This window comes from Burkholderia sp. ABCPW 111, from assembly GCF_000773065.1.
GTDB classification, from domain to species: domain Bacteria; phylum Pseudomonadota; class Gammaproteobacteria; order Burkholderiales; family Burkholderiaceae; genus Burkholderia; species Burkholderia savannae.
Genome location: NZ_JPWT01000065.1, coordinates 1 through 17,129, shown reverse-complemented (window position 1 = coordinate 17,129; position 17,129 = coordinate 1). Strand labels below are relative to the sequence as shown.

Sequence of the window (17,129 nt, the reverse complement as noted above, 5' to 3'; positions counted from 1 at the left end):
ACCCACAGTCCTCACAGAGTCTCAGCCATGACCGTCATCAAACAGGAAGACCTGATCCAGAGCATCGCGGATTCGCTGCAGTACATCAGCTACTACCACCCGCTCGACTACATCGAGGCGCTCGGCCGCGCATACGAGCTCGAGGAAAGCCCGGCCGCGAAAGACGCGATCGCGCAGATCCTGACGAACAGCCGCATGTGCGCGGAAGGCCGCCGCCCGATCTGCCAGGACACGGGTATCGTCACGATCTTCGTGAAGGTCGGCATGGACGTGCGCTGGGCAAGTGAAAACGGCGGCGCGACGATGAGCGTCACCGACATGATCAACGAGGGCGTGCGCCGCGGCTACACGCATCCGGACAACGTGCTGCGCGCATCGATCGTGAATCCGCCCGAAGGCGCGCGCAAGAACACGAAGGACAACACGCCGGCCGTGATCCACTACGAGATCGTGCCGGGCGACAAGGTCGACGTGCAGGTCGCGGCGAAGGGCGGCGGCTCGGAAAACAAGTCGAAGTTCGTGATGCTGAACCCGTCCGACTCGATCGTCGACTGGGTGCTGAAGACCGTGCCGACGATGGGCGCGGGCTGGTGCCCGCCCGGCATGCTCGGGATCGGCATCGGCGGCACCGCCGAGAAAGCGATGCTGATGGCGAAGGAATCGCTGATGGAGCCGATCGACATCCAGGAGATCATCGCGCGCGGGCCGAAGGACTGGGTCGAGGAACTGCGCGTCGAGCTGCACGAGAAGGTCAACGCGCTCGGCATCGGCGCGCAGGGTCTCGGCGGTCTGGCGACCGTGCTCGACGTGAAGATCATGGCCGCGCCGACGCACGCGGCGTCGAAGCCGGTCGCGCTGATCCCGAACTGCGCGGCCACGCGCCACGCGCACTTCGTGCTCGACGGCTCGGGCCCGGCCAAGCTTGAAGCGCCGTCGCTCGACGCGTGGCCGAAGGTCCAGTGGGAACCGAACACCGAAACCAGCAAGCGCGTCGATCTGAACGCGCTGACGCCGGAAGAAGTCGCCAGCTGGGCGCCGGGCCAGACGCTGCTGCTGTCGGGCAAGATGCTCACGGGCCGCGACGCCGCGCACAAGCGCATCGCCGACATGCTGGCCGCGGGCGAGAAGCTGCCCGTCGATTTCACGAACCGCGTGATCTACTACGTCGGCCCGGTCGATCCGGTGCGCGACGAAGTGGTCGGCCCGGCCGGCCCGACGACGGCCACGCGCATGGACAAGTTCACCGAGACGATGCTCGCGCAGACGGGCCTCATCTCGATGGTCGGCAAGGCCGAGCGCGGCCCGGTGGCGATCGACGCGATCAAGAAGCACAAGGCGGCTTACCTGATGGCGGTCGGCGGCGCGGCGTATCTCGTGTCGAAGGCGATCCGCGGCGCGAAGGTGCTCGCATTCGAGGATCTCGGCATGGAAGCGATCTACGAGTTCGACGTGCAGGACATGCCGGTGACGGTCGCCGTCGATTCGCAAGGCACGTCGGTCCACCAAACGGGGCCGAAGGAATGGCAGGCGAAAATCGGCAAGATTCCTGTCGCGAACGCGTAAATAAGAATGATTTTCAGGCCGGATTTCAATCCGGCCTTTTCGATGCGGCGAATTCGTTCACCTTTCGGATTTCGAACGAATTCGCCCTTGGCTTTTCAGGAACGAGCGTTTATCGTTCAGAAATTCAAGCCCCCACACGTCACAAGGAACGAACATGCAAGGCGATAAGAAAGTCATCGAATATCTGAACGCCCAGTTGAAGAACGAACTGACCGCGATCAATCAATATTTCCTGCATGCGCGGATGTACAAGCATTGGGGTCTCGAAAAACTCGGCAAGCACGAATACGACGAATCGATCGGCGAAATGAAGCACGCGGATTGGCTGATCGAGCGCGTGTTCATGCTCGACGGCCTGCCGAACCTGCAGGATCTGCACAAGCTGCTGATCGGCGAGGAAACCGAGGAAATCCTGAAATGCGATCTGAAGCTCGAGCAGATATCGCAGTCGACGTGCAAGGAAGCGATCGCATATTGCGAATCGGTGCGTGATTACGTGTCGCGCGAAATCTTCGAGAAGATCCTCGACGATACCGAAGAGCACATCGACTGGCTCGAAACGCAAATCGACCTGATCGGCAAGGTCGGCATTCAGAACTATCAGCAGTCGATGATGGGCTCGCCGGAGTAATTCCTCCCGTTCGATTTCTATTCGATCCACGCTCGCTCGCCGACATGACGCCGCCGCCCGCATCCGATTTCCGCGCATCGCCCGCCCATGCGCCGATCGGCATCTTCGATTCGGGGCTCGGCGGCCTGTCGGTGCTGCGCGCGGTGCGCGAGCGGCTGCCCGACGAGGCGCTCGTCTACGTCGCGGATTCCCGTCATGCGCCGTACGGCCCGCGCGAGGACGCGTTCATCGTCGAGCGCACGCTCGCGATCGGCGAATGGCTCGCCGCACGAGGCGCGAAGGCGCTCGTCGTCGCGTGCAACACCGCCACCGCGCAATCGATCGCGCTCGTGCGCGAGCGCCTGCCGATTCCGCTCGTCGGCGTCGAGCCCGGCATCAAGCCGGCGGCGCAGCATTCGAAGACGCGCATCGCGGGCGTGCTCGCGACGCAGGCGACGCTGCGCAGCGCGCGCTTCGGCGCGCTGATCGCGCGCCATGCCGCCGACTGCCGCTTCATCTGTCAGGCGGGGCATGGCCTCGTCGAGGCGGTCGAGCGCGGCGACACCGGCTCGCCCGAGCTGCGCGCGCTGCTCGCGGGCTACCTCGAGCCGATGCTTGCGGCGGGCGCCGACACGCTCGTGCTCGGCTGCACGCACTACCCGTTCTTCGACGCCGCGATCCGCGACGTAACGTCCAACCGCCTGCATCTGATCGACACGAGCGACGCGATCGCCCGCCAGCTTTCGCGGATACTGGACGAGCGCGATCTGCGCGCGCCGGCCGGCTCCCGGCCGGCACCGCCGCCGCGCCTCTGCTCGACGGGCGATGGCCGGCAACTGCAGTCTCTCGCCGCGACACTGCTCGGGCTCGACGTGCCGGCCGAATCCGTCACCATTTCCTCCCCGAGCACGGCCGCGCCCGCCGCCCATCCGGCGTAGCCGCGCCGCCCGCCGTCGCCCGAAAACCCTTCCAAGCGCCTGGTTTTGTTACAAAAAACCCGGGACCGCGCTTGCCAAGCCCCACAAATATAATGATAATAATTCGCATTAACGTTAGCTATCGCGCTCCATCATGATCGTCTGCGTGTGCAAGTCCGTTTCCGATCGGAAGATTCGCGCATCCCTCGCGGAAGGCGTGGACACTTTCGACGAACTCCAGTTCGAACTCGGGGTCGCTACGTGCTGCGGCAAGTGCGAGGAAACCGTGCGCGACATCATGGCGGAACAGGGCGTTTGTGCGAGCCGCTGCGGCGTCGAGCACCACGCCGCCGTGCCGGTTCCCATCGCGTTCTACGAACGCAAGGCGGCCTGACCGGCGCGCCAGGATCGCACGCGGCACCGCGCGCGCCGCGCTCTCGTTTTACCAGCCCGTCAGCAAGCCTGCCCGCGCGAGCCAACGGCCTACCTGCGAAGGAGCCCGTAATGGAATTGCTGATCGGATTCGTGACTACTGTGTGCATCTCTTTGCTGATCTTCCGCAAGTGATGCCGCACTTCGCGGCGTACATCACGCGCGCCGCCGCGCTACGAAGCTAACATGCAGGTTTCGAATTCCCTGCCGGCCGCCTCCGCGCCGGTTTTTCCCCGTATGAATCCCCGCGTCGTCACCGCTGCCGTGGCGGTTCTCGCCGGACACGCGATCCTGCTGACCGGCGCACTGCTGATGCGCAACGACGCACCGCATCGATCGCTCGAGTCGAAGACGATCACCGCCCAGTTGCTGAGCGCGCCCGTCGCACAGCCGGTCGGCATCCAGTCGGCGCCGACGCCCGAGCCGCCGAAACCCGTCCCGAAGGTCAAGCCGAAGCCGGCGCCCGCGCCCCGGCCGGTCGCGAAACCGAGTCCGACGCCGCTGCCCGTGTCGCACGAGCCATCGCCGAACGCGATCACCGCGCCGGAACCCGCACCGCCCGCGCCCGCGGCTCCCGCCGACACGAGCGCGAAGGCAGCGCCGCCCGCCGGCGCGCCGACGAGCCGCCCGACGATGGAAATCGTCGCGCCGAAGGAAGGCGCGCATCTGACCTGCCAAATCGCGAAGGCTGCATATCCGACGCTGTCGAAGCGCCGCGGCGAGACGGGCGTCGTGAAGGTGCGCTTCGTCGTCGGCCTGACGGGCAAGATCGAAAGCGCGCAAGTCGTCCAGAGCAGCGGCTTTGCGCGCCTCGACGACGCGGCGCTCGACGCGATCCGCTCGTCGCCGTGCCAGCCATACATGCAGAACGGGCAGCCGATGCGCGCCGCCTACACGCAGCCCTACGACTTCACTCTGACCGACTAATCTCGGCAACACCCGAAAGAAACAACAAGGAAAGGAAATGCAAAGCTACGGAATCGCGCACGTGTGGGCGCAAGGTGACTTCGTTACGCGGTTCATCGCGATCGCACTCCTCGTGATGTCGATCCTGTCGTGGATGGTGATCGTCATCAAAGGCTGGAACGTGATTCGCCTGAAGCGTCTGTCGAAAGATGCAGAGCAGTCGTTCTGGCATTCGGACGATTTCGAGGAAGGCGTGAAGAAGCTCGGCCGCGCATCGTCGTCGACGCAGGACAACCCGTTCCTCGCGCTCGCGCTGTCCGGCCAGGAGGCCGCCGATCATCACCATCAGACACAGCCGCACCTGCACGACCGGATGGACGTGTCCGACTGGGTCACGCGCTGCCTGAAGGACACGATGGACGAAGGCATCGCGCGAATGCAGAGCGGGCTCGCGATTCTCGCGTCGATCGGCAGCACCGCGCCGTTCGTCGGCCTGTTCGGCACCGTGTGGGGCATCTATCACGCGCTGCTCGTGATCGGCGCGACGGGCCAGACGTCGATCGATCAGGTCGCCGGCCCCGTCGGCGAATCGCTGATCATGACCGCGTTCGGCCTGTTCGTCGCGATTCCCGCCGTGCTTGGCTACAACGCGCTCACGCGCGCGAACAAGAGCATCGTGAGCCGCCTGCGCCGCTTCGCGCATGGCCTGCACGCCTACTTCGTGACGGGCGCGCGCCTCGCGTCGTCGGCCCAGCGCGACGGGCTGCGCCTCGCCGCGCGCGCGAACTGAGCGGAGGTTCGCGATGGCAATGAACACCAGCTTCGGCGACGATGACGACGACGGCCTGATGAACGAGATCAACATGACGCCGCTCGTCGACGTCATGCTCGTACTCCTGATCATCTTCCTCGTCACGATTCCGGCGATGCATCACGCCGTGAAGATCGACCTTCCGCGCGCGAGCAGCCAGCCGGTCGAAGTGAAGCCGAAGACGATCGACGTCGCGATCGAAAGCGACGGCACGGTTCTGTGGGACGACCATCCGGTGAACGCAACCGATCTGCAGGCGCGAATCGCGCAAGCCGCGCAAACGACGCCGCAGCCGGAGCTGCATCTGCGCGCGGATCGCAAGGTCGCGTACGAAAAGGTCGCTGAAGTGATGTCGGCCGCGCAGGCAGGCGGCCTGACGAAGCTCGGCTTCGTGACCGAGCCGAAGTCGAACGCGAAGTAATCGCCGTGTTGCATGCCGCGTGCGATAAACGCACGCGGCACAAACGCACGCGGCACAAAGTAAAAGGCCCTCATCGCCAGATGAAGGCCTTTTTTCATGCGCGCACGGGCGCCTTCGGGCGGCGGACCCGACGGCCTGACTGCTGCACGCCGAGCAACGCGATGCGACATGCCGTGGTCTGCACGGACTAGCGCGGTCTGCCCTATCTGGCTCGCAACATATGCGGCCACCTTGTTTCGCTTGGCACCTTCCCTCACGAAATGGGATTCCAATATAGGCCTAGCCGCGCACGCATTCAAGCAGCCGACGATTGAAACTACCGATTGCGTGACGCGCGTCAAATGCCAAAACCGATGCACACGCGAGCTTCCGATTTCGTCAGATCGAAATCTTCATGTCCGCGTCCTTCGCGCCGCGCTCCGGGCAGCTGGGCTCCTTGTAGTTTTCGCTGTCGAGCTTCTCGACGAGATAGTCGACGAACGCACGCACGGCGGGCGGCATCCCCTGCCGCGACACGAACACCGCGTAGAGCTGCGGCACGGGCAGCGTCCAGCCCGGCATCACCGGCGACAGTTGCCCCGCTCGCAGCGCATTGCCGTACATCGACTCCGGCAATGCCGCGATTCCGACCCCGTCGAGCACCGCTTCGCGGATCGACATCAGATCCGCCGTCACGAGGCGCGGCTCGTGCTCATGCGCGTGGCGCGTGCCGTCCGGCGCGATCAGGTTGAATACGTGACGGCCGTCGCCCGACGGCGTATCGAGCGTGTCGAATCTCGACAGATCGTCGGGCACGAGAGGCGGCGCGTTCTGCTGCAGCAGGCTCGGCGCGCCGACGAGCATCTGCTCGGTGCGCCACAGCGGCCGCACGACGATGTTCGCGTTCTGCGGCGGCTCGGATCGCACGCGCAGCGCGACGTCGATCGAGTCTTCGAAGAGATCGATCACGCGATTCGTCACGCGAATCTGCACGCGCACTTCGGGATAGCGGCGCAGGAATTCCGGCAGCAGACGCGAAAGCATCGTCTGCGACAACGTAACGGGCACGCTCACACGCACCGTGCCCCGCGGCGCCGAGCGTAGTTGCTGCACTGCATTCATCGCGGCCTGCGCTTCGGACAACATTGCTTGGCAATGCTGATAGAAAAGCTGCCCCGCCTCGGTCAACGCGAGCTTGCGAGTCGAACGCTGCAACAGGCGCACGCCGAGCGTCGCCTCGAGCTCGGTGAGCCGCCGCGACAGGCGCGACTTCGAGATTCCGAGCACGCGCTCCGCGGCCGAGAAGCCGCCGTGCTCGACCACCTGAGAGAAGTACATCAAGTCGTTCAGGTTATGTGCGTCGATAGTCATTTCATCGTTCCAATTCCACAACGATCCATTGCGAATCGAGCAGATTTAATCGGCAATTCGCTCAATATAATAGCCTTACGTTGCAAAAATATCGCTATTCCCAGCCATTCCTAGAGCCCTCCCATGACTATCGCCCGCTCGATCCAGCGCACCTACCCCTCGCTTCGCACCACGGAAGGCGGCGGCTTCGTGGTTCACCGCCCGTTTCCGACCCGCCTGCTGACGGATTTCGACCCGTTCCTGCTGCTCGACGAAATGGGGCCCGTCGATTACGCGCCGGGCGATGCGAAAGGCGCCCCCGACCACCCGCATCGCGGCTTCGAAACGGTCACGTACGTGCTCGACGGCTGGTTCCGTCATCGCGATTCGGCGGGCCACGCGGGCGCGCTCGGCCCCGGCGACGTGCAATGGATGACGGCGGGCGCGGGCGTCGTCCACAGCGAGCTGCCCGACCCCGAATTCGCGCGCCGGGGCGGCCACGCGCACGCGTTCCAGCTTTGGGTGAACCTGCCGCGCCGCGACAAGATGATCGCGCCGCGCTACCAGGACATCCCGGCCGCGCGCATTCCCACGGCCCAATCGGCCGACGGCCGCGCGAAAGTTCGCGTGATCGCCGGCGATGCATTCGGCGCGCGCGCGACGATCGAGACGCGCACGCCGATGCTCTATCTGCATTTCACGCTGTCGCCCGGCGCGCTCGTCGAGCAGCCCGTGCCGGCTGGCTTTCGCGTGTTCGCCTATCCGATCGAGGGCGGCGGATTCTACGGCGCCGACAGGACGGCGGTCGACGCGCGCCACATGGTCGTGTACGCGGAAGACGGCGACACCGTGGTCTTTGCCGCGGGCGACACGCCGCTCGAACTGCTGCTGATCGGCGGCGCGCCGCTCAACGAGCCGATCGTGCGCTACGGCCCGTTCGTGATGAACACCGAGGACGAAATCCGCGAGGCGGTCGTCGATTATCAGACGGGCCGCATGGGCCGCATTCCCGCCTAGGCACCGGCGGCGCGCGTCGGCCAAACGACGGAGGGCGGCAACGTCCGCCACTACAGCGGATTTACGTCACAATATCTTCTCGCGCCCGGCAAGGGCCGCACTACAGAAGGAATCCGCCGCTTTGAACTTCGAACATCTGATCCAGATTAACGCCGCCGACAACCCGGCCCTGCCGACGCTGACTCGCGCGCAGCTATGGGAAGGTCTCGTGCTGCGCGCCGAGCAGCCGCAGCTTTTCGTGATCGGCCTCGACCGCTGCATCGTCCACGAACGCACGGAGACGACGCTCGAGCGCGAGCTGCACTACGGCAAAGCGACGGTCCGCGACCGCGTGACGTTCACGCCGAACGAGCAGGTGCGCTACGACATCCACGCGGCCGACGGCGAGATCGGCGGCTCGCTGACGATGACAATCGAAGAGCGCGACGATCAGCAACTATTCCTGCGCTTCGAATACCGGACGACGCTGCCCGTCAGCAACGACAGCGAAGACGCGCGCCAGACGCACGAGATCGTGAAGGAAGCCTACCGCACGTCCGACATCGATACCGTCCGCCTGATTCGCGAGTACACGCAGGGCCGCAAGGACCCGGACCCGCTGCATTGACCATGCCTGGCGACGGCGTATCCGTCGCCCTCTTTGCCCATGCCTATCGACATCCAGGTTCCGATCAATAAACTTACGTTGTAAATGGGAATGGTTATCATTTAGAATTCATTCCATCGAATCGCAACTCACCAATCGCCTGAATGACCGAACCTATGCGCTCCAATACGCTTACGTTGCGCCGCCCGGGCGGCACCGCATCCAGCAGCCGCCCCAAGGCGGCCGTGACGACGCCGGCGGAACCGGTGAAGTCCGCAGCGAAACCCGCGGCAGCCACGAACGCCGGGCAGCGCGTGGTGAGCAGCGATGCGCTGTTGCAAGGCCAAAGCCACGTGAGCATCGCGCACAACGGCGAAACCTACCAGTTGCGGGCCACCCGCCTGGGCAAGCTGATTCTGACGAAGTAACGAACCGAGTATTGTGGGGACCACCTCTACGAGAGGTGTTGGGCATTAGCCAGCCATGACGGCTTGCACGCGAGTCTAGACCCCTTCGTGCAAACATATTCAAGCAGCCGTTATAGCAAGCCAAGCCGCTTTTTTTGGGGTTCTCACTGCGTGAAAGAGAAAGCGACGCGTCCGATGGCGCGTCGCTTTTTTTGCTTGCACGGCTTGCGAAGCGAAAACGCGCGAACGGCCGCCGCCGGCTCGTGCCGACGATTGAGCGGATGCCGACGAATGAAATGCCGCCGTCGGGGTCAGCCGGCGCCTATCAGCGCGGCGATCGCCGCGCGGGCGACCGTCGCGTCCTGCTCGGATTTCACGCCGGACACGCCGATTGCACCGACCGTCTCGCCTTCGACGATGATCGGCACGCCACCCTCGACGAGGCCAACGAGCGGCGCGCTCAGGAACGACACGCGCCCCTGCAGCACGATATCTTCGTAGACCTTGCTCTCGCGACGACCGAGCGCGGCCGTGCGGCCCTTGCTGATCGCCATCTCGACGGTGCTCGGCGCGGCGCCGTCCATCCGGTGCAGATACAGCAGATGCGCGCCGTCGTCGACGATCGCAACCGTCACGGACCACTGGTTCGCAACCGCGAACGCCTCGGCGGCGGTCGCCATCTTCTTCACGTCATCGCTCGTCAAAACGGGTTTGGTTTTCATCTCGACACTCCTTCGTGATGAGAGCCCATCGACGGCTGCATCATAGCGCTCGAAGCGCGTCAGAATCCCCAGAACATCAGCCACCACGCACTGTCGATCACCGCGAGCGCGGCGCCGAACCAGGCCATCGCGAACAGCCGGCGCGTCCAGCCCGCATAGCGGCCGGTGACCTGCCAGGCGAGCCATGCGCTCCACAGATTCGCGCCGGCGAGAATCGCGATGCGAACGCCCGATGCCCAGCCGAGCGGCACATGCTCCGCGCGCAGCAGCGACAACGTCGTCGCCGACAAGCCGAGGAACACGCCGGCGCCCGCAAGCGGGATCAGCGCCTGAGCGAGATGGTGCAGCCGCACGCGCTCGAAGCGGCCGAGCATCGCGACCGCGCCGGCGAGCAGCACGGCAAGCGCCGTGCCGTATGCGAGACCCGTGCCGGAGATGTACGCGATGACGAGCGAGCCGTCGAGCCACGAGAACACGTCGTTGTGCTCGGGGTAGTGCGTGAAGACGAACCACGGCGCGTTCGTGTCGAGCGGCCACATGATGTCGTGGTCGATCAGCCAGCCCGCAAGCCACTGCTTGATCTGCACGAACCACGGGCTCACCGTCCAGTGGAACGCGCCGATCGCAATGCCGAGCAGGCCGTATAGGATGAGCGCCGTGTCCCAGCCGCTCGCCTGCTTGTCGCCGAGCGCGACCACTTCCTCGGACGGCGAACGCGCCGTCAGCTCGATCGCGCCGCGGTGGCCGCTGCAGCGGCCGCACATGTGACACGCCGCCGCGCCCTTCATGTTGCGAAGCGGCACGAGCGGCGCGCAGTTGATCGGAATCACGCGGTGGCCGTGTTCGCCTTTCTTGTACGAACGGCGCCATGCCTGTTCATCGACCTTGTAGCGCAGCGGCGCGAGGCGCGCGAGCAACGAGAAGACCCCGTTCACGGGACACAGATAGCGGCACCACACGCGCTTCTCGCGCCCGTACAGAAAGCCGATCACGATCGCGGCAAGCGTCGAGCCGCCGAGCACGAGCAGCACCGCACGCGGATACTGATAGACGCTGACCATCTGGCCGTAGATCGTCGTCAAGCCGAACGCGACGAACGGCCAGCCGCCCCAGCGCATCCAGCGCGGAATCGCACGACCGCGGCCGAACTTGCTCGCGAATTCGCTCAGTGCGCCCTCAGGACACAGCACGCCGCACCAGACGCGGCCGAGCATCACCATCGACAGCAGCACGAACGGCCACCAGATGCCCCAAAACACGAACTGCGCGGCGAGCGTCAGGTTGCTCCATAGATGCGCGGTGTCGTCGGGCAGCGGCGTGAACGCCGGCACGAGGATCAGGAACGCATAGACGAGTACCACGATCCACTGGATGCCGCGGATCAGCGCGCCGTGGCGCTGCATCCAGTGCCCGGCTTCCGCGACGAGGCTCGTGCGGCGACGGCCGACGACAGCGCTCATGCCGGCCGGCCCGCAGTCGCCGCCGGGTGTCGCGCCGCGCGCTTGAGCAGCAGATAGACAACCGCCCAGTAGACTGCGTACGCGACGAGGTTCGTGAGCGACGGATGAGCGCGGTAGCCCGTCAGCGTCGCGACGAGCGAGCCGAACGTGCTTGAATCGTCGAGGATCGCCGACGTATCCCACAATTGCGCGATGCCGAGCGGCAGGATCTCCTTGTCGATCAGCTTGTCGATGCCCGTCTGGAACAGGCCCGCGCCGAGGAACAGCAGCATGATCTCGGTGACGCGGAAGAAGTGCCGCCACGAGAAGTACTTGCCGCCGAGTTGCAGCACGTAGAACGTCAGGAATGCGAGGCCGAGGCCGATCAGCACGGCGAGCATCTGGCCGCCGTCGACATGTCCGGACTGACCGAAGCCGAGCCCGTAGAGAAAGATCACCGTCTCGCTGCCTTCACGCGCGATCGCGAGCGCGACGAGCACCGCGACGCCCCACCAGTTCGCGTCCTGCGTGCTCTTCTGCAACGAGCGCTCCATGTCGCGCTTCAGCGAGCGCCCGTGCTGCTTCATCCACAGCACCATCTGCACGATCAGCACGCACGCGATCAGCACCATCGCGGTTTGAAAATAGTCCTGGGCGTCGCCCGACAACACTTCGGTGAAGCCGACGAGCGCGGCGCCGAGCCCGACCGCCATCAGCAGGCCGGCGAGAACGCCCGCCCACAAATAAGGCAGGCCGCGGCGCGCATCGTCGTCGCCGTTCTTCAGCCATGCATAGAGGATGCCGACGACGAGCAACGCCTCGACGCTCTCTCGCCAGACGATGAACAAGATCTGACCCATTGTTTTTACCTCCCGGCGCCCGCCGCGCGGCCTGTCCGCGCGTCAAACGCGAAAACCGTTACTTCGCGACGATGACGCCCTGCGCCTGCTGGTGAAAATCGTCGAAAAACTTGTACTCGCCCGGCGACAGCGGCGCGATCACGACGAACGATTCGCCGCCCGGCGCGAGCACCTTCTCCTTGCGAAGCTGCACGCTCTCGAACTCGACGGCGCCCTTGCCCGTATTGCGGATCTGGATCTTGATGCGCTGCCCGGCCGGCACTTCGATGCGCGCCGGATTGAGCTTGCCGTCGGCCATCTCGAGCTTGAAGGTCGGCAGATCGGCCGCATGCGCGGCGCCTGCGACGAAGATCGCGGCGGCAAATGCGAATACTCTGGGGAATTTCATCGTATTTCTCTAAAAGGACAGCGCGCTCGTCGCGCGCCGTCCGTTTGCTGCTTCTGCGATCAGTACCCGCCCTTCTTGCCGATGCCGGCGAACGGGAAATCGTATTCGAGCGTGATCGGCTTGAACCACGCGCCGACGCCGGTTTCCTTGTCGACGTGGCGGCCGAACGCCGTGTGGCCCGCCTGCATCGGCGGCTTCACGACGAGCGTCAGGTGATACTTGCCCGGGCCGGCCAGCTTCACGTTGTCGCCGTAGTGGGGACCGTCGCTCGCGACCATGCCCATCAGATCGCCTTGCGCCTTCCACTTCGCGTCGCCCTGCTTCGTCAGCTTGTACGTGACCTGCAGGTACGGCATCCAGTCGCCTTCGGCGAAGCCCGTCGGGTTGTTCTTGACCGCATGGATATCGGCTTCCAGGTGGATGTCCGAATCCGACGCCTTGCGCATCATCCCTTCCGGGTCCATCGTGATCGGCTGCAGATACACCGCGCCGATCTCCATCCCGCCTTGAATCTGATGCTTGCCGATCGGGTATTCCGCCGCCGTCGCCGACAGCGCAGCGCACGCGGCCGCCAACGCGATACCGCTGCGAACAAAGGAAGCACGCAACATTGACACTCCTGTTTTTATCTCGTGATACACGTCCCGCCCGCGCGGACCCGGAACCCGGGGGAAAGACAAGAAAGCGATGAAGAACGTTAATGCGAACTATTCTCAATACAGGCGCAAGTGTAGCACCGAACGGCCTCCGAAACAAATGGAGATGCCGCTAAATCCCTGATCTGACAAGGCTTACAGCGAGATTAACGAATGCGGCGGGGGGCCGCGAAGCCCTCATTCGACCCCGCTCACGTGATCGCCCACGTTCGCGCCGAACAAGCGCTCACGCAGCAACGCGAGCTGGTCGCGCGTCTGCGCGGCTTTCTCGAACTCGAGATTTTTCGCGTAATCGGCCATCTGCTTCTCGAGCCGCTTGATCTCCTTCGCGATCTGCTTCTCGGACATGTCCTCGAGCTTCGCGCGCTGCTGCGCCTCCTTCAGCTCGGCGCGCGCTTCGTCGACGTTGTAGACGCCGTCGATGATGTCCTTGATCCGCTTCACGACGCCGCGCGGCGTGATGCCCATTTTTTCGTTGTACGCGATCTGCTTCGCGCGGCGCCGCTCGGTCTCGTCGATCGCGCGGCGCATCGAATCGGTGATCCGGTCCGCGTACAGGATCGCCTTGCCGTTCACGTTGCGCGCCGCGCGGCCGATCGTCTGGATCAGGGAGCGCTCGGCGCGCAGGAAGCCTTCCTTGTCCGCGTCGAGAATCGCGACGAGCGACACTTCGGGGATATCCAGGCCTTCGCGCAGCAGGTTGATCCCGACCAGCACGTCGAATGTGCCGAGCCGCAAGTCGCGAATGATCTCGACCCGCTCGACCGTGTCGATGTCGCTGTGCAGATAGCGGACCTTGACGCCGTGATCGGCGAGAAATTCGGTCAGTTGCTCGGCCATCCGCTTCGTGAGCACGGTGATCAGCACGCGCTCTTCCGCCTTCACGCGCTCCGTGATCTCGGACAGCACGTCGTCGACCTGCGTGCTCGCCGGCCGCACCTCGATCCCCGGATCGACGAGCCCCGTCGGCCGCACGACCTGCTCGGCGGTCTGGCCGGACACGCGCTGCTCGTAATCGGCGGGCGTCGCCGACACGAACACCACCTGGCGCATCTTGCGCTCGAACTCCGGGAACTTGAGCGGCCGGTTGTCGAGCGCCGACGGCAGCCGGAACCCGTAATCGACAAGATTCTCCTTGCGCGCGCGGTCGCCGTTGTACATCCCGTTCAGCTGGCCGATCAGCACGTGCGATTCGTCGAGCAGCATCAGCGCGTCGGACGGCAGATAGTCGACGAGCGTCGGCGGCGGCTCGCCCGGCGCCGCGCCGGAGAAGTGCCGCGAATAATTCTCGATGCCCTTGCAAAAGCCGAGCTCCTGCAGCATCTCGAGGTCGAAGCGGGTGCGCTGCTCGAGGCGCTGCGCCTCGACGAGCTTGCTCTCGCGATGGAAGAACTCGAGGCGATCGCGCAGTTCGTCCTTGATCGTCTCGACCGCCCGCATCACGGTCTCGCGCGGCGTCACGTAGTGCGACGACGGATAGACGGTGAAGCGCGGAATCTTCTGGCGCACGCGCCCCGTCAGCGGATCGAACAGATGCAGCGAATCGACCTCGTCGTCGAACAGCTCGACGCGCACCGCCATTTCCGCGTGCTCGGCCGGGAAGATGTCGATCGTGTCGCCGCGCACACGGAACGTGCCGCGCTGAAAGTCCTGCTCGTTGCGCGTGTACTGCATCGCGATCAGTCGCGCGATCACCTCGCGCTGGCCGATCTTGTCGCCCGTGCGCAGCGTGAGGATCATCTGGTGGTACTCGGACGGGTTGCCGATGCCGTAGATCGCCGACACCGTCGCGACTATCACGACGTCGCGACGCTCCATCAGGCTCTTCGTCGCCGACAGCCGCATCTGCTCGATGTGCTCGTTGATCGACGAGTCCTTCTCGATGAAGAGATCGCGCTGAGGCACATACGCTTCCGGCTGGTAGTAGTCGTAGTACGACACGAAGTACTCGACCGCGTTGCGCGGGAAGAATTCGCGGAATTCCGCATAGAGCTGCGCGGCGAGCGTCTTGTTCGGCGCGAACACGATCGCCGGGCGGCCGAGCCGCGCGATCGTGTTCGCCATCGTGTAGGTCTTGCCCGAGCCCGTCACGCCGAGCAGCGTCTGGAACGAAAGGCCGTCCTCGACGCCTTCGACCAGCGTCGCGATCGCGCTCGGCTGGTCGCCCGAGGGCAGGTAAGGCTGGTATAGCTGGAACGGAGATCCGTCGAACGTCACGAATTTCGATTCGTCGAGATCGTCGCGGGTGTCGGGATGATGTTCGGACATGTGGATGCGAGGCGGCGGGCCGAAGCGGAGCAAAAGATCATTCTAGCGCGTCGACGCTCGGCCGGCTCCGCCCCGCCGCGCTCGCGATTCGCAGGCCCGATGCGCAAAAAAGCGCGTGCGCGGCCGCGACATTGACCGAAAGGAGACGTCGAATTCGCTACAATGATGCGTTGCCGCGCTTCGCTTTTCGCGCCGAGCCGCCGCCCTTTGCCGCGCTTCGCCTCACGGCCCGCCCGGTCCGCATCGGCGCCCGAAGCTGACCCTCTTTTCACAACTGCTGCGAATCAATCATGTCGCTCTTCTCCGCTGTCGAACTTGCCCCCCGCGACCCAATCCTGGGCCTGAACGAAGCCTTCAACGCCGATACGCGCCCGACCAAGGTGAATCTGGGCGTCGGCGTCTACACCAACGAGGACGGCAAGATTCCGTTGCTGCGCGCGGTGCGCGACGCGGAAAAGGCGCGGGTGGAAGCCGGCCTGCCGCGCGGCTATCTGCCGATCGACGGCATCGCGGCCTATGACGCCGCCGTGCAGAAGCTGCTGCTCGGCGACGATTCGCCGCTGATCGCGGCCGGCCGCGTCGTGACGGCGCAAGCGCTCGGCGGCACGGGCGCGCTGAAGATCGGCGCGGACTTCCTGCGCACGCTGAATCCGAAGGCGAAGGTCGCGATCAGCGACCCGAGCTGGGAAAACCACCGCGCGCTGTTCGAAATGGCGGGCTTCGAGGTCGTCGCGTATCCGTACTACGACGCGAAAACGAACGGCGTCAACTTCGACGGCATGCTGGCCGCGCTCAACGGCTACGAGCCGGGCACGATCGTCGTGCTCCACGCGTGCTGCCACAACCCGACGGGCGTCGACCTGAACGAAGCGCAATGGGCACAGGTCGTCGAAGTCGTGAAGGCGCGCAAGCTCGTGCCGTTCCTCGACATCGCCTATCAAGGCTTCGGCGAGAGCATCGAAGCCGACGCGGCGGCGGTGCGCCTCTTCGCGGCGGCGGATCTGAACGTGTTCGTGTCGTCGTCGTTCTCGAAGTCGTTCTCGCTGTATGGCGAACGCGTCGGCGCGCTGTCGATCATCACCGACAGCAAGGACGAAGCCGCACGCGTGCTCTCGCAGTTGAAGCGCGTAATCCGCACGAACTACTCGAACCCGCCGACGCACGGCGGCGCGATCGTCGCCGCGGTGCTCGCTTCGCCGGACCTGCGCGCCTCGTGGGTGCAGGAATTGGGCGAAATGCGCGACCGCATCCGCGCGATGCGCAACGGCCTCGTCGAGCGCCTGAAGGCCGCCGGCATCGAGCGTGACTTCGGCTTCATCAACGCGCAGCGCGGCATGTTCTCGTACTCGGGCCTGACGTCGGCGCAAGTCGACCGTTTGCGCGAAGAGTTCGGCATCTATGCCGTGAGCACGGGCCGGATCTGCGTCGCGGCGCTCAACACGCGCAACCTCGACGTCGTCGCGAGCGCGATTGCCACGGTGCTCAAGTAAGCCGGACGCCGACGCCGCGGCCTTTGAGCCGCTGCGGGGCTGCACCGCCGGAATGAGAAACGCGCTCCTGATGGAGCGCGTTTTTTATGGTCGTGTGCGGCGCGAGCCGCGCGTCGTCAACCGCGGGCGGGCGCCAACGCGAGAACCAAGGCGAAACGACGCGAAGCCGAGCCGCGGCCCGACACTCGCCGTTTCGGACACGGCTTACTGCATGAACCAGCCGTGGCTGACGACAAACGACTGGCCGGTGAGCGCCGCGCTCGGGAACGCCGACAGAAACAGCACCGTCTTCGCGACGTCCTCGACG

General features: G+C 65.0%; 19 protein-coding genes and 1 pseudogene. 11 read left to right on the top strand and 9 right to left on the bottom strand.

All coding sequences use genetic code 11. The annotated features are described in order from the left end of the window. Positions 1–27: 27 nt before the first annotated feature. The 7 genes from X946_RS13035 to X946_RS13005 all read left to right on the top strand — a co-directional run bounded on the left by X946_RS13035 (position 28) and on the right by X946_RS13005 (position 5,660). A complete protein-coding gene (locus tag X946_RS13035; protein ID WP_038748178.1) occupies positions 28–1,563 on the top strand; it encodes a fumarate hydratase in 1,536 nt (511 codons plus the stop codon). A 154-nt stretch (positions 1,564–1,717) separates the two neighbouring features. Continuing rightward, a complete protein-coding gene (gene bfr / locus X946_RS13030) occupies positions 1,718–2,194 on the top strand; it encodes a bacterioferritin (protein ID WP_038748176.1) in 477 nt (158 codons plus the stop codon). A 44-nt stretch (positions 2,195–2,238) separates the two neighbouring features. Continuing rightward, positions 2,239–3,111, top strand: a complete 873-nt coding sequence (gene murI / locus X946_RS13025) for a glutamate racemase (RefSeq protein WP_038748174.1) — start codon at positions 2,239–2,241, stop codon at positions 3,109–3,111. Between the two features lie 133 nt (positions 3,112–3,244). Next, positions 3,245–3,484 (top strand): (2Fe-2S)-binding protein, encoded by a 240-nt coding sequence (locus X946_RS13020; RefSeq protein ID WP_038748172.1) that lies wholly within the window; start codon positions 3,245–3,247, stop codon positions 3,482–3,484. Positions 3,485–3,708: 224 nt separating this feature from the next. Next, on the top strand, positions 3,709–4,449 hold the full coding sequence (locus X946_RS13015; RefSeq protein ID WP_038748170.1) for an energy transducer TonB: 741 nt from the start codon (positions 3,709–3,711) through the stop codon (positions 4,447–4,449). 37 nt (positions 4,450–4,486) lie between these two features. Next, positions 4,487–5,218: a MotA/TolQ/ExbB proton channel family protein gene (locus X946_RS13010; RefSeq protein ID WP_038748168.1), complete on the top strand. Its 732-nt coding sequence runs from the start codon at positions 4,487–4,489 to the stop codon at positions 5,216–5,218. 13 nt (positions 5,219–5,231) lie between these two features. Then, positions 5,232–5,660 (top strand): ExbD/TolR family protein, encoded by a 429-nt coding sequence (locus tag X946_RS13005; protein WP_038748166.1) that lies wholly within the window; start codon positions 5,232–5,234, stop codon positions 5,658–5,660. A 378-nt stretch (positions 5,661–6,038) separates the two neighbouring features. Here X946_RS13005 and X946_RS13000 read toward each other — a convergent pair whose 3' ends face one another. Continuing rightward, a complete protein-coding gene (locus X946_RS13000; protein WP_038748165.1) occupies positions 6,039–7,010 on the bottom strand; it encodes a LysR family transcriptional regulator in 972 nt (323 codons plus the stop codon). Between the two features lie 123 nt (positions 7,011–7,133). Between X946_RS13000 and X946_RS12995 the strand changes: the two genes are divergently transcribed. Both X946_RS12995 and X946_RS12990 read left to right on the top strand, forming a co-directional pair. After that, positions 7,134–8,006, top strand: a complete 873-nt coding sequence (locus tag X946_RS12995; protein ID WP_038748163.1) for a pirin family protein — start codon at positions 7,134–7,136, stop codon at positions 8,004–8,006. Between the two features lie 121 nt (positions 8,007–8,127). Next, entirely contained in the window at positions 8,128–8,613 is a 486-nt protein-coding gene (locus X946_RS12990; RefSeq protein ID WP_038748161.1) for an SRPBCC family protein, read from the top strand. Between the two features lie 97 nt (positions 8,614–8,710). Here the strand turns inward: X946_RS12990 and X946_RS36835 are convergent, their stop codons facing one another. Beyond that, positions 8,711–8,890, bottom strand: coding sequence for a hypothetical protein (locus tag X946_RS36835; RefSeq protein ID WP_394335884.1), 180 nt, complete (start codon positions 8,888–8,890; stop codon positions 8,711–8,713). Here X946_RS36835 and hemP point away from each other — a divergent pair. Beyond that, positions 8,838–9,020 carry a hemin uptake protein HemP gene (gene hemP / locus X946_RS12985; protein ID WP_394335885.1) on the top strand — a complete coding sequence of 61 codons (183 nt, stop codon included), beginning with the start codon at positions 8,838–8,840 and terminating at the stop codon, positions 9,018–9,020. The two genes, X946_RS36835 and hemP, sit on opposite strands and share 53 nt — an antisense overlap. 290 nt (positions 9,021–9,310) lie before the next feature. On the opposite strand, the gene X946_RS12980 is transcribed toward hemP, so the two are convergent. The 6 genes from X946_RS12980 to uvrB form a co-directional block, all read right to left on the bottom strand. After that, the gene (locus tag X946_RS12980) at positions 9,311–9,721 is read right to left on the bottom strand and encodes a GlcG/HbpS family heme-binding protein (RefSeq protein WP_038748157.1); all 411 of its coding nucleotides are present in this window, start codon (positions 9,719–9,721) and stop codon (positions 9,311–9,313) included. A 59-nt stretch (positions 9,722–9,780) separates the two neighbouring features. Further along, complete coding sequence (locus tag X946_RS12975; RefSeq protein ID WP_038748156.1) at positions 9,781–11,181, bottom strand: 4Fe-4S binding protein; 1,401 nt, start codon at positions 11,179–11,181, stop codon at positions 9,781–9,783. After that, positions 11,178–12,020, bottom strand: coding sequence for an FTR1 family iron permease (locus X946_RS12970; RefSeq protein ID WP_038748154.1), 843 nt, complete (start codon positions 12,018–12,020; stop codon positions 11,178–11,180). The genes X946_RS12975 and X946_RS12970 overlap by 4 nt, the downstream gene beginning before the upstream one ends. Before the next feature lie 58 nt (positions 12,021–12,078). Further along, on the bottom strand, positions 12,079–12,408 hold the full coding sequence (locus X946_RS12965; RefSeq protein WP_038748152.1) for a cupredoxin domain-containing protein: 330 nt from the start codon (positions 12,406–12,408) through the stop codon (positions 12,079–12,081). A 59-nt stretch (positions 12,409–12,467) separates the two neighbouring features. Then, positions 12,468–13,019 (bottom strand): iron transporter, encoded by a 552-nt coding sequence (locus X946_RS12960; protein ID WP_038748151.1) that lies wholly within the window; start codon positions 13,017–13,019, stop codon positions 12,468–12,470. Between the two features lie 222 nt (positions 13,020–13,241). Further along, positions 13,242–15,332: an excinuclease ABC subunit UvrB gene (gene uvrB / locus X946_RS12955; protein WP_038748149.1), complete on the bottom strand. Its 2,091-nt coding sequence runs from the start codon at positions 15,330–15,332 to the stop codon at positions 13,242–13,244. Positions 15,333–15,622: 290 nt separating this feature from the next. Between uvrB and X946_RS12950 the strand changes: the two genes are divergently transcribed. Beyond that, complete coding sequence (locus tag X946_RS12950) at positions 15,623–16,822, top strand: amino acid aminotransferase (RefSeq protein WP_038748148.1); 1,200 nt, start codon at positions 15,623–15,625, stop codon at positions 16,820–16,822. A gap of 204 nt (positions 16,823–17,026) precedes the next feature. Here the strand turns inward: X946_RS12950 and X946_RS33745 are convergent. Then, positions 17,027–17,129: pseudogene (locus tag X946_RS33745) on the bottom strand (3-hydroxybutyrate dehydrogenase); the annotation flags it as partial.

Bases quoted from the DNA above. Each gene is read 5' to 3' on its own strand.
- uvrB (WP_038748149.1), bottom strand. From the start codon at position 15,332: ATGTCCGAACATCATCCCGACACCCGCGACGATCTCGACGAATCGAAA.
- X946_RS13035 (WP_038748178.1), top strand. From the start codon at position 28: ATGACCGTCATCAAACAGGAAGACCTGATCCAGAGCATCGCGGATTCG.
- X946_RS13020 (WP_038748172.1), top strand. From the start codon at position 3,245: ATGATCGTCTGCGTGTGCAAGTCCGTTTCCGATCGGAAGATTCGCGCA.
- X946_RS12970 (WP_038748154.1), bottom strand. From the start codon at position 12,020: ATGGGTCAGATCTTGTTCATCGTCTGGCGAGAGAGCGTCGAGGCGTTG.
- murI (WP_038748174.1), top strand. From the start codon at position 2,239: ATGACGCCGCCGCCCGCATCCGATTTCCGCGCATCGCCCGCCCATGCG.
- X946_RS12950 (WP_038748148.1), top strand. From the start codon at position 15,623: ATGTCGCTCTTCTCCGCTGTCGAACTTGCCCCCCGCGACCCAATCCTG.
- X946_RS12965 (WP_038748152.1), bottom strand. From the start codon at position 12,408: ATGAAATTCCCCAGAGTATTCGCATTTGCCGCCGCGATCTTCGTCGCA.
- X946_RS12995 (WP_038748163.1), top strand. From the start codon at position 7,134: ATGACTATCGCCCGCTCGATCCAGCGCACCTACCCCTCGCTTCGCACC.
- X946_RS13015 (WP_038748170.1), top strand. From the start codon at position 3,709: ATGCAGGTTTCGAATTCCCTGCCGGCCGCCTCCGCGCCGGTTTTTCCC.
- X946_RS12980 (WP_038748157.1), bottom strand. From the start codon at position 9,721: ATGAAAACCAAACCCGTTTTGACGAGCGATGACGTGAAGAAGATGGCG.
- X946_RS13005 (WP_038748166.1), top strand. From the start codon at position 5,232: ATGGCAATGAACACCAGCTTCGGCGACGATGACGACGACGGCCTGATG.
- X946_RS12975 (WP_038748156.1), bottom strand. From the start codon at position 11,181: ATGAGCGCTGTCGTCGGCCGTCGCCGCACGAGCCTCGTCGCGGAAGCC.
- X946_RS12960 (WP_038748151.1), bottom strand. From the start codon at position 13,019: ATGTTGCGTGCTTCCTTTGTTCGCAGCGGTATCGCGTTGGCGGCCGCG.
- X946_RS13000 (WP_038748165.1), bottom strand. From the start codon at position 7,010: ATGACTATCGACGCACATAACCTGAACGACTTGATGTACTTCTCTCAG.
- bfr (WP_038748176.1), top strand. From the start codon at position 1,718: ATGCAAGGCGATAAGAAAGTCATCGAATATCTGAACGCCCAGTTGAAG.
- X946_RS13010 (WP_038748168.1), top strand. From the start codon at position 4,487: ATGCAAAGCTACGGAATCGCGCACGTGTGGGCGCAAGGTGACTTCGTT.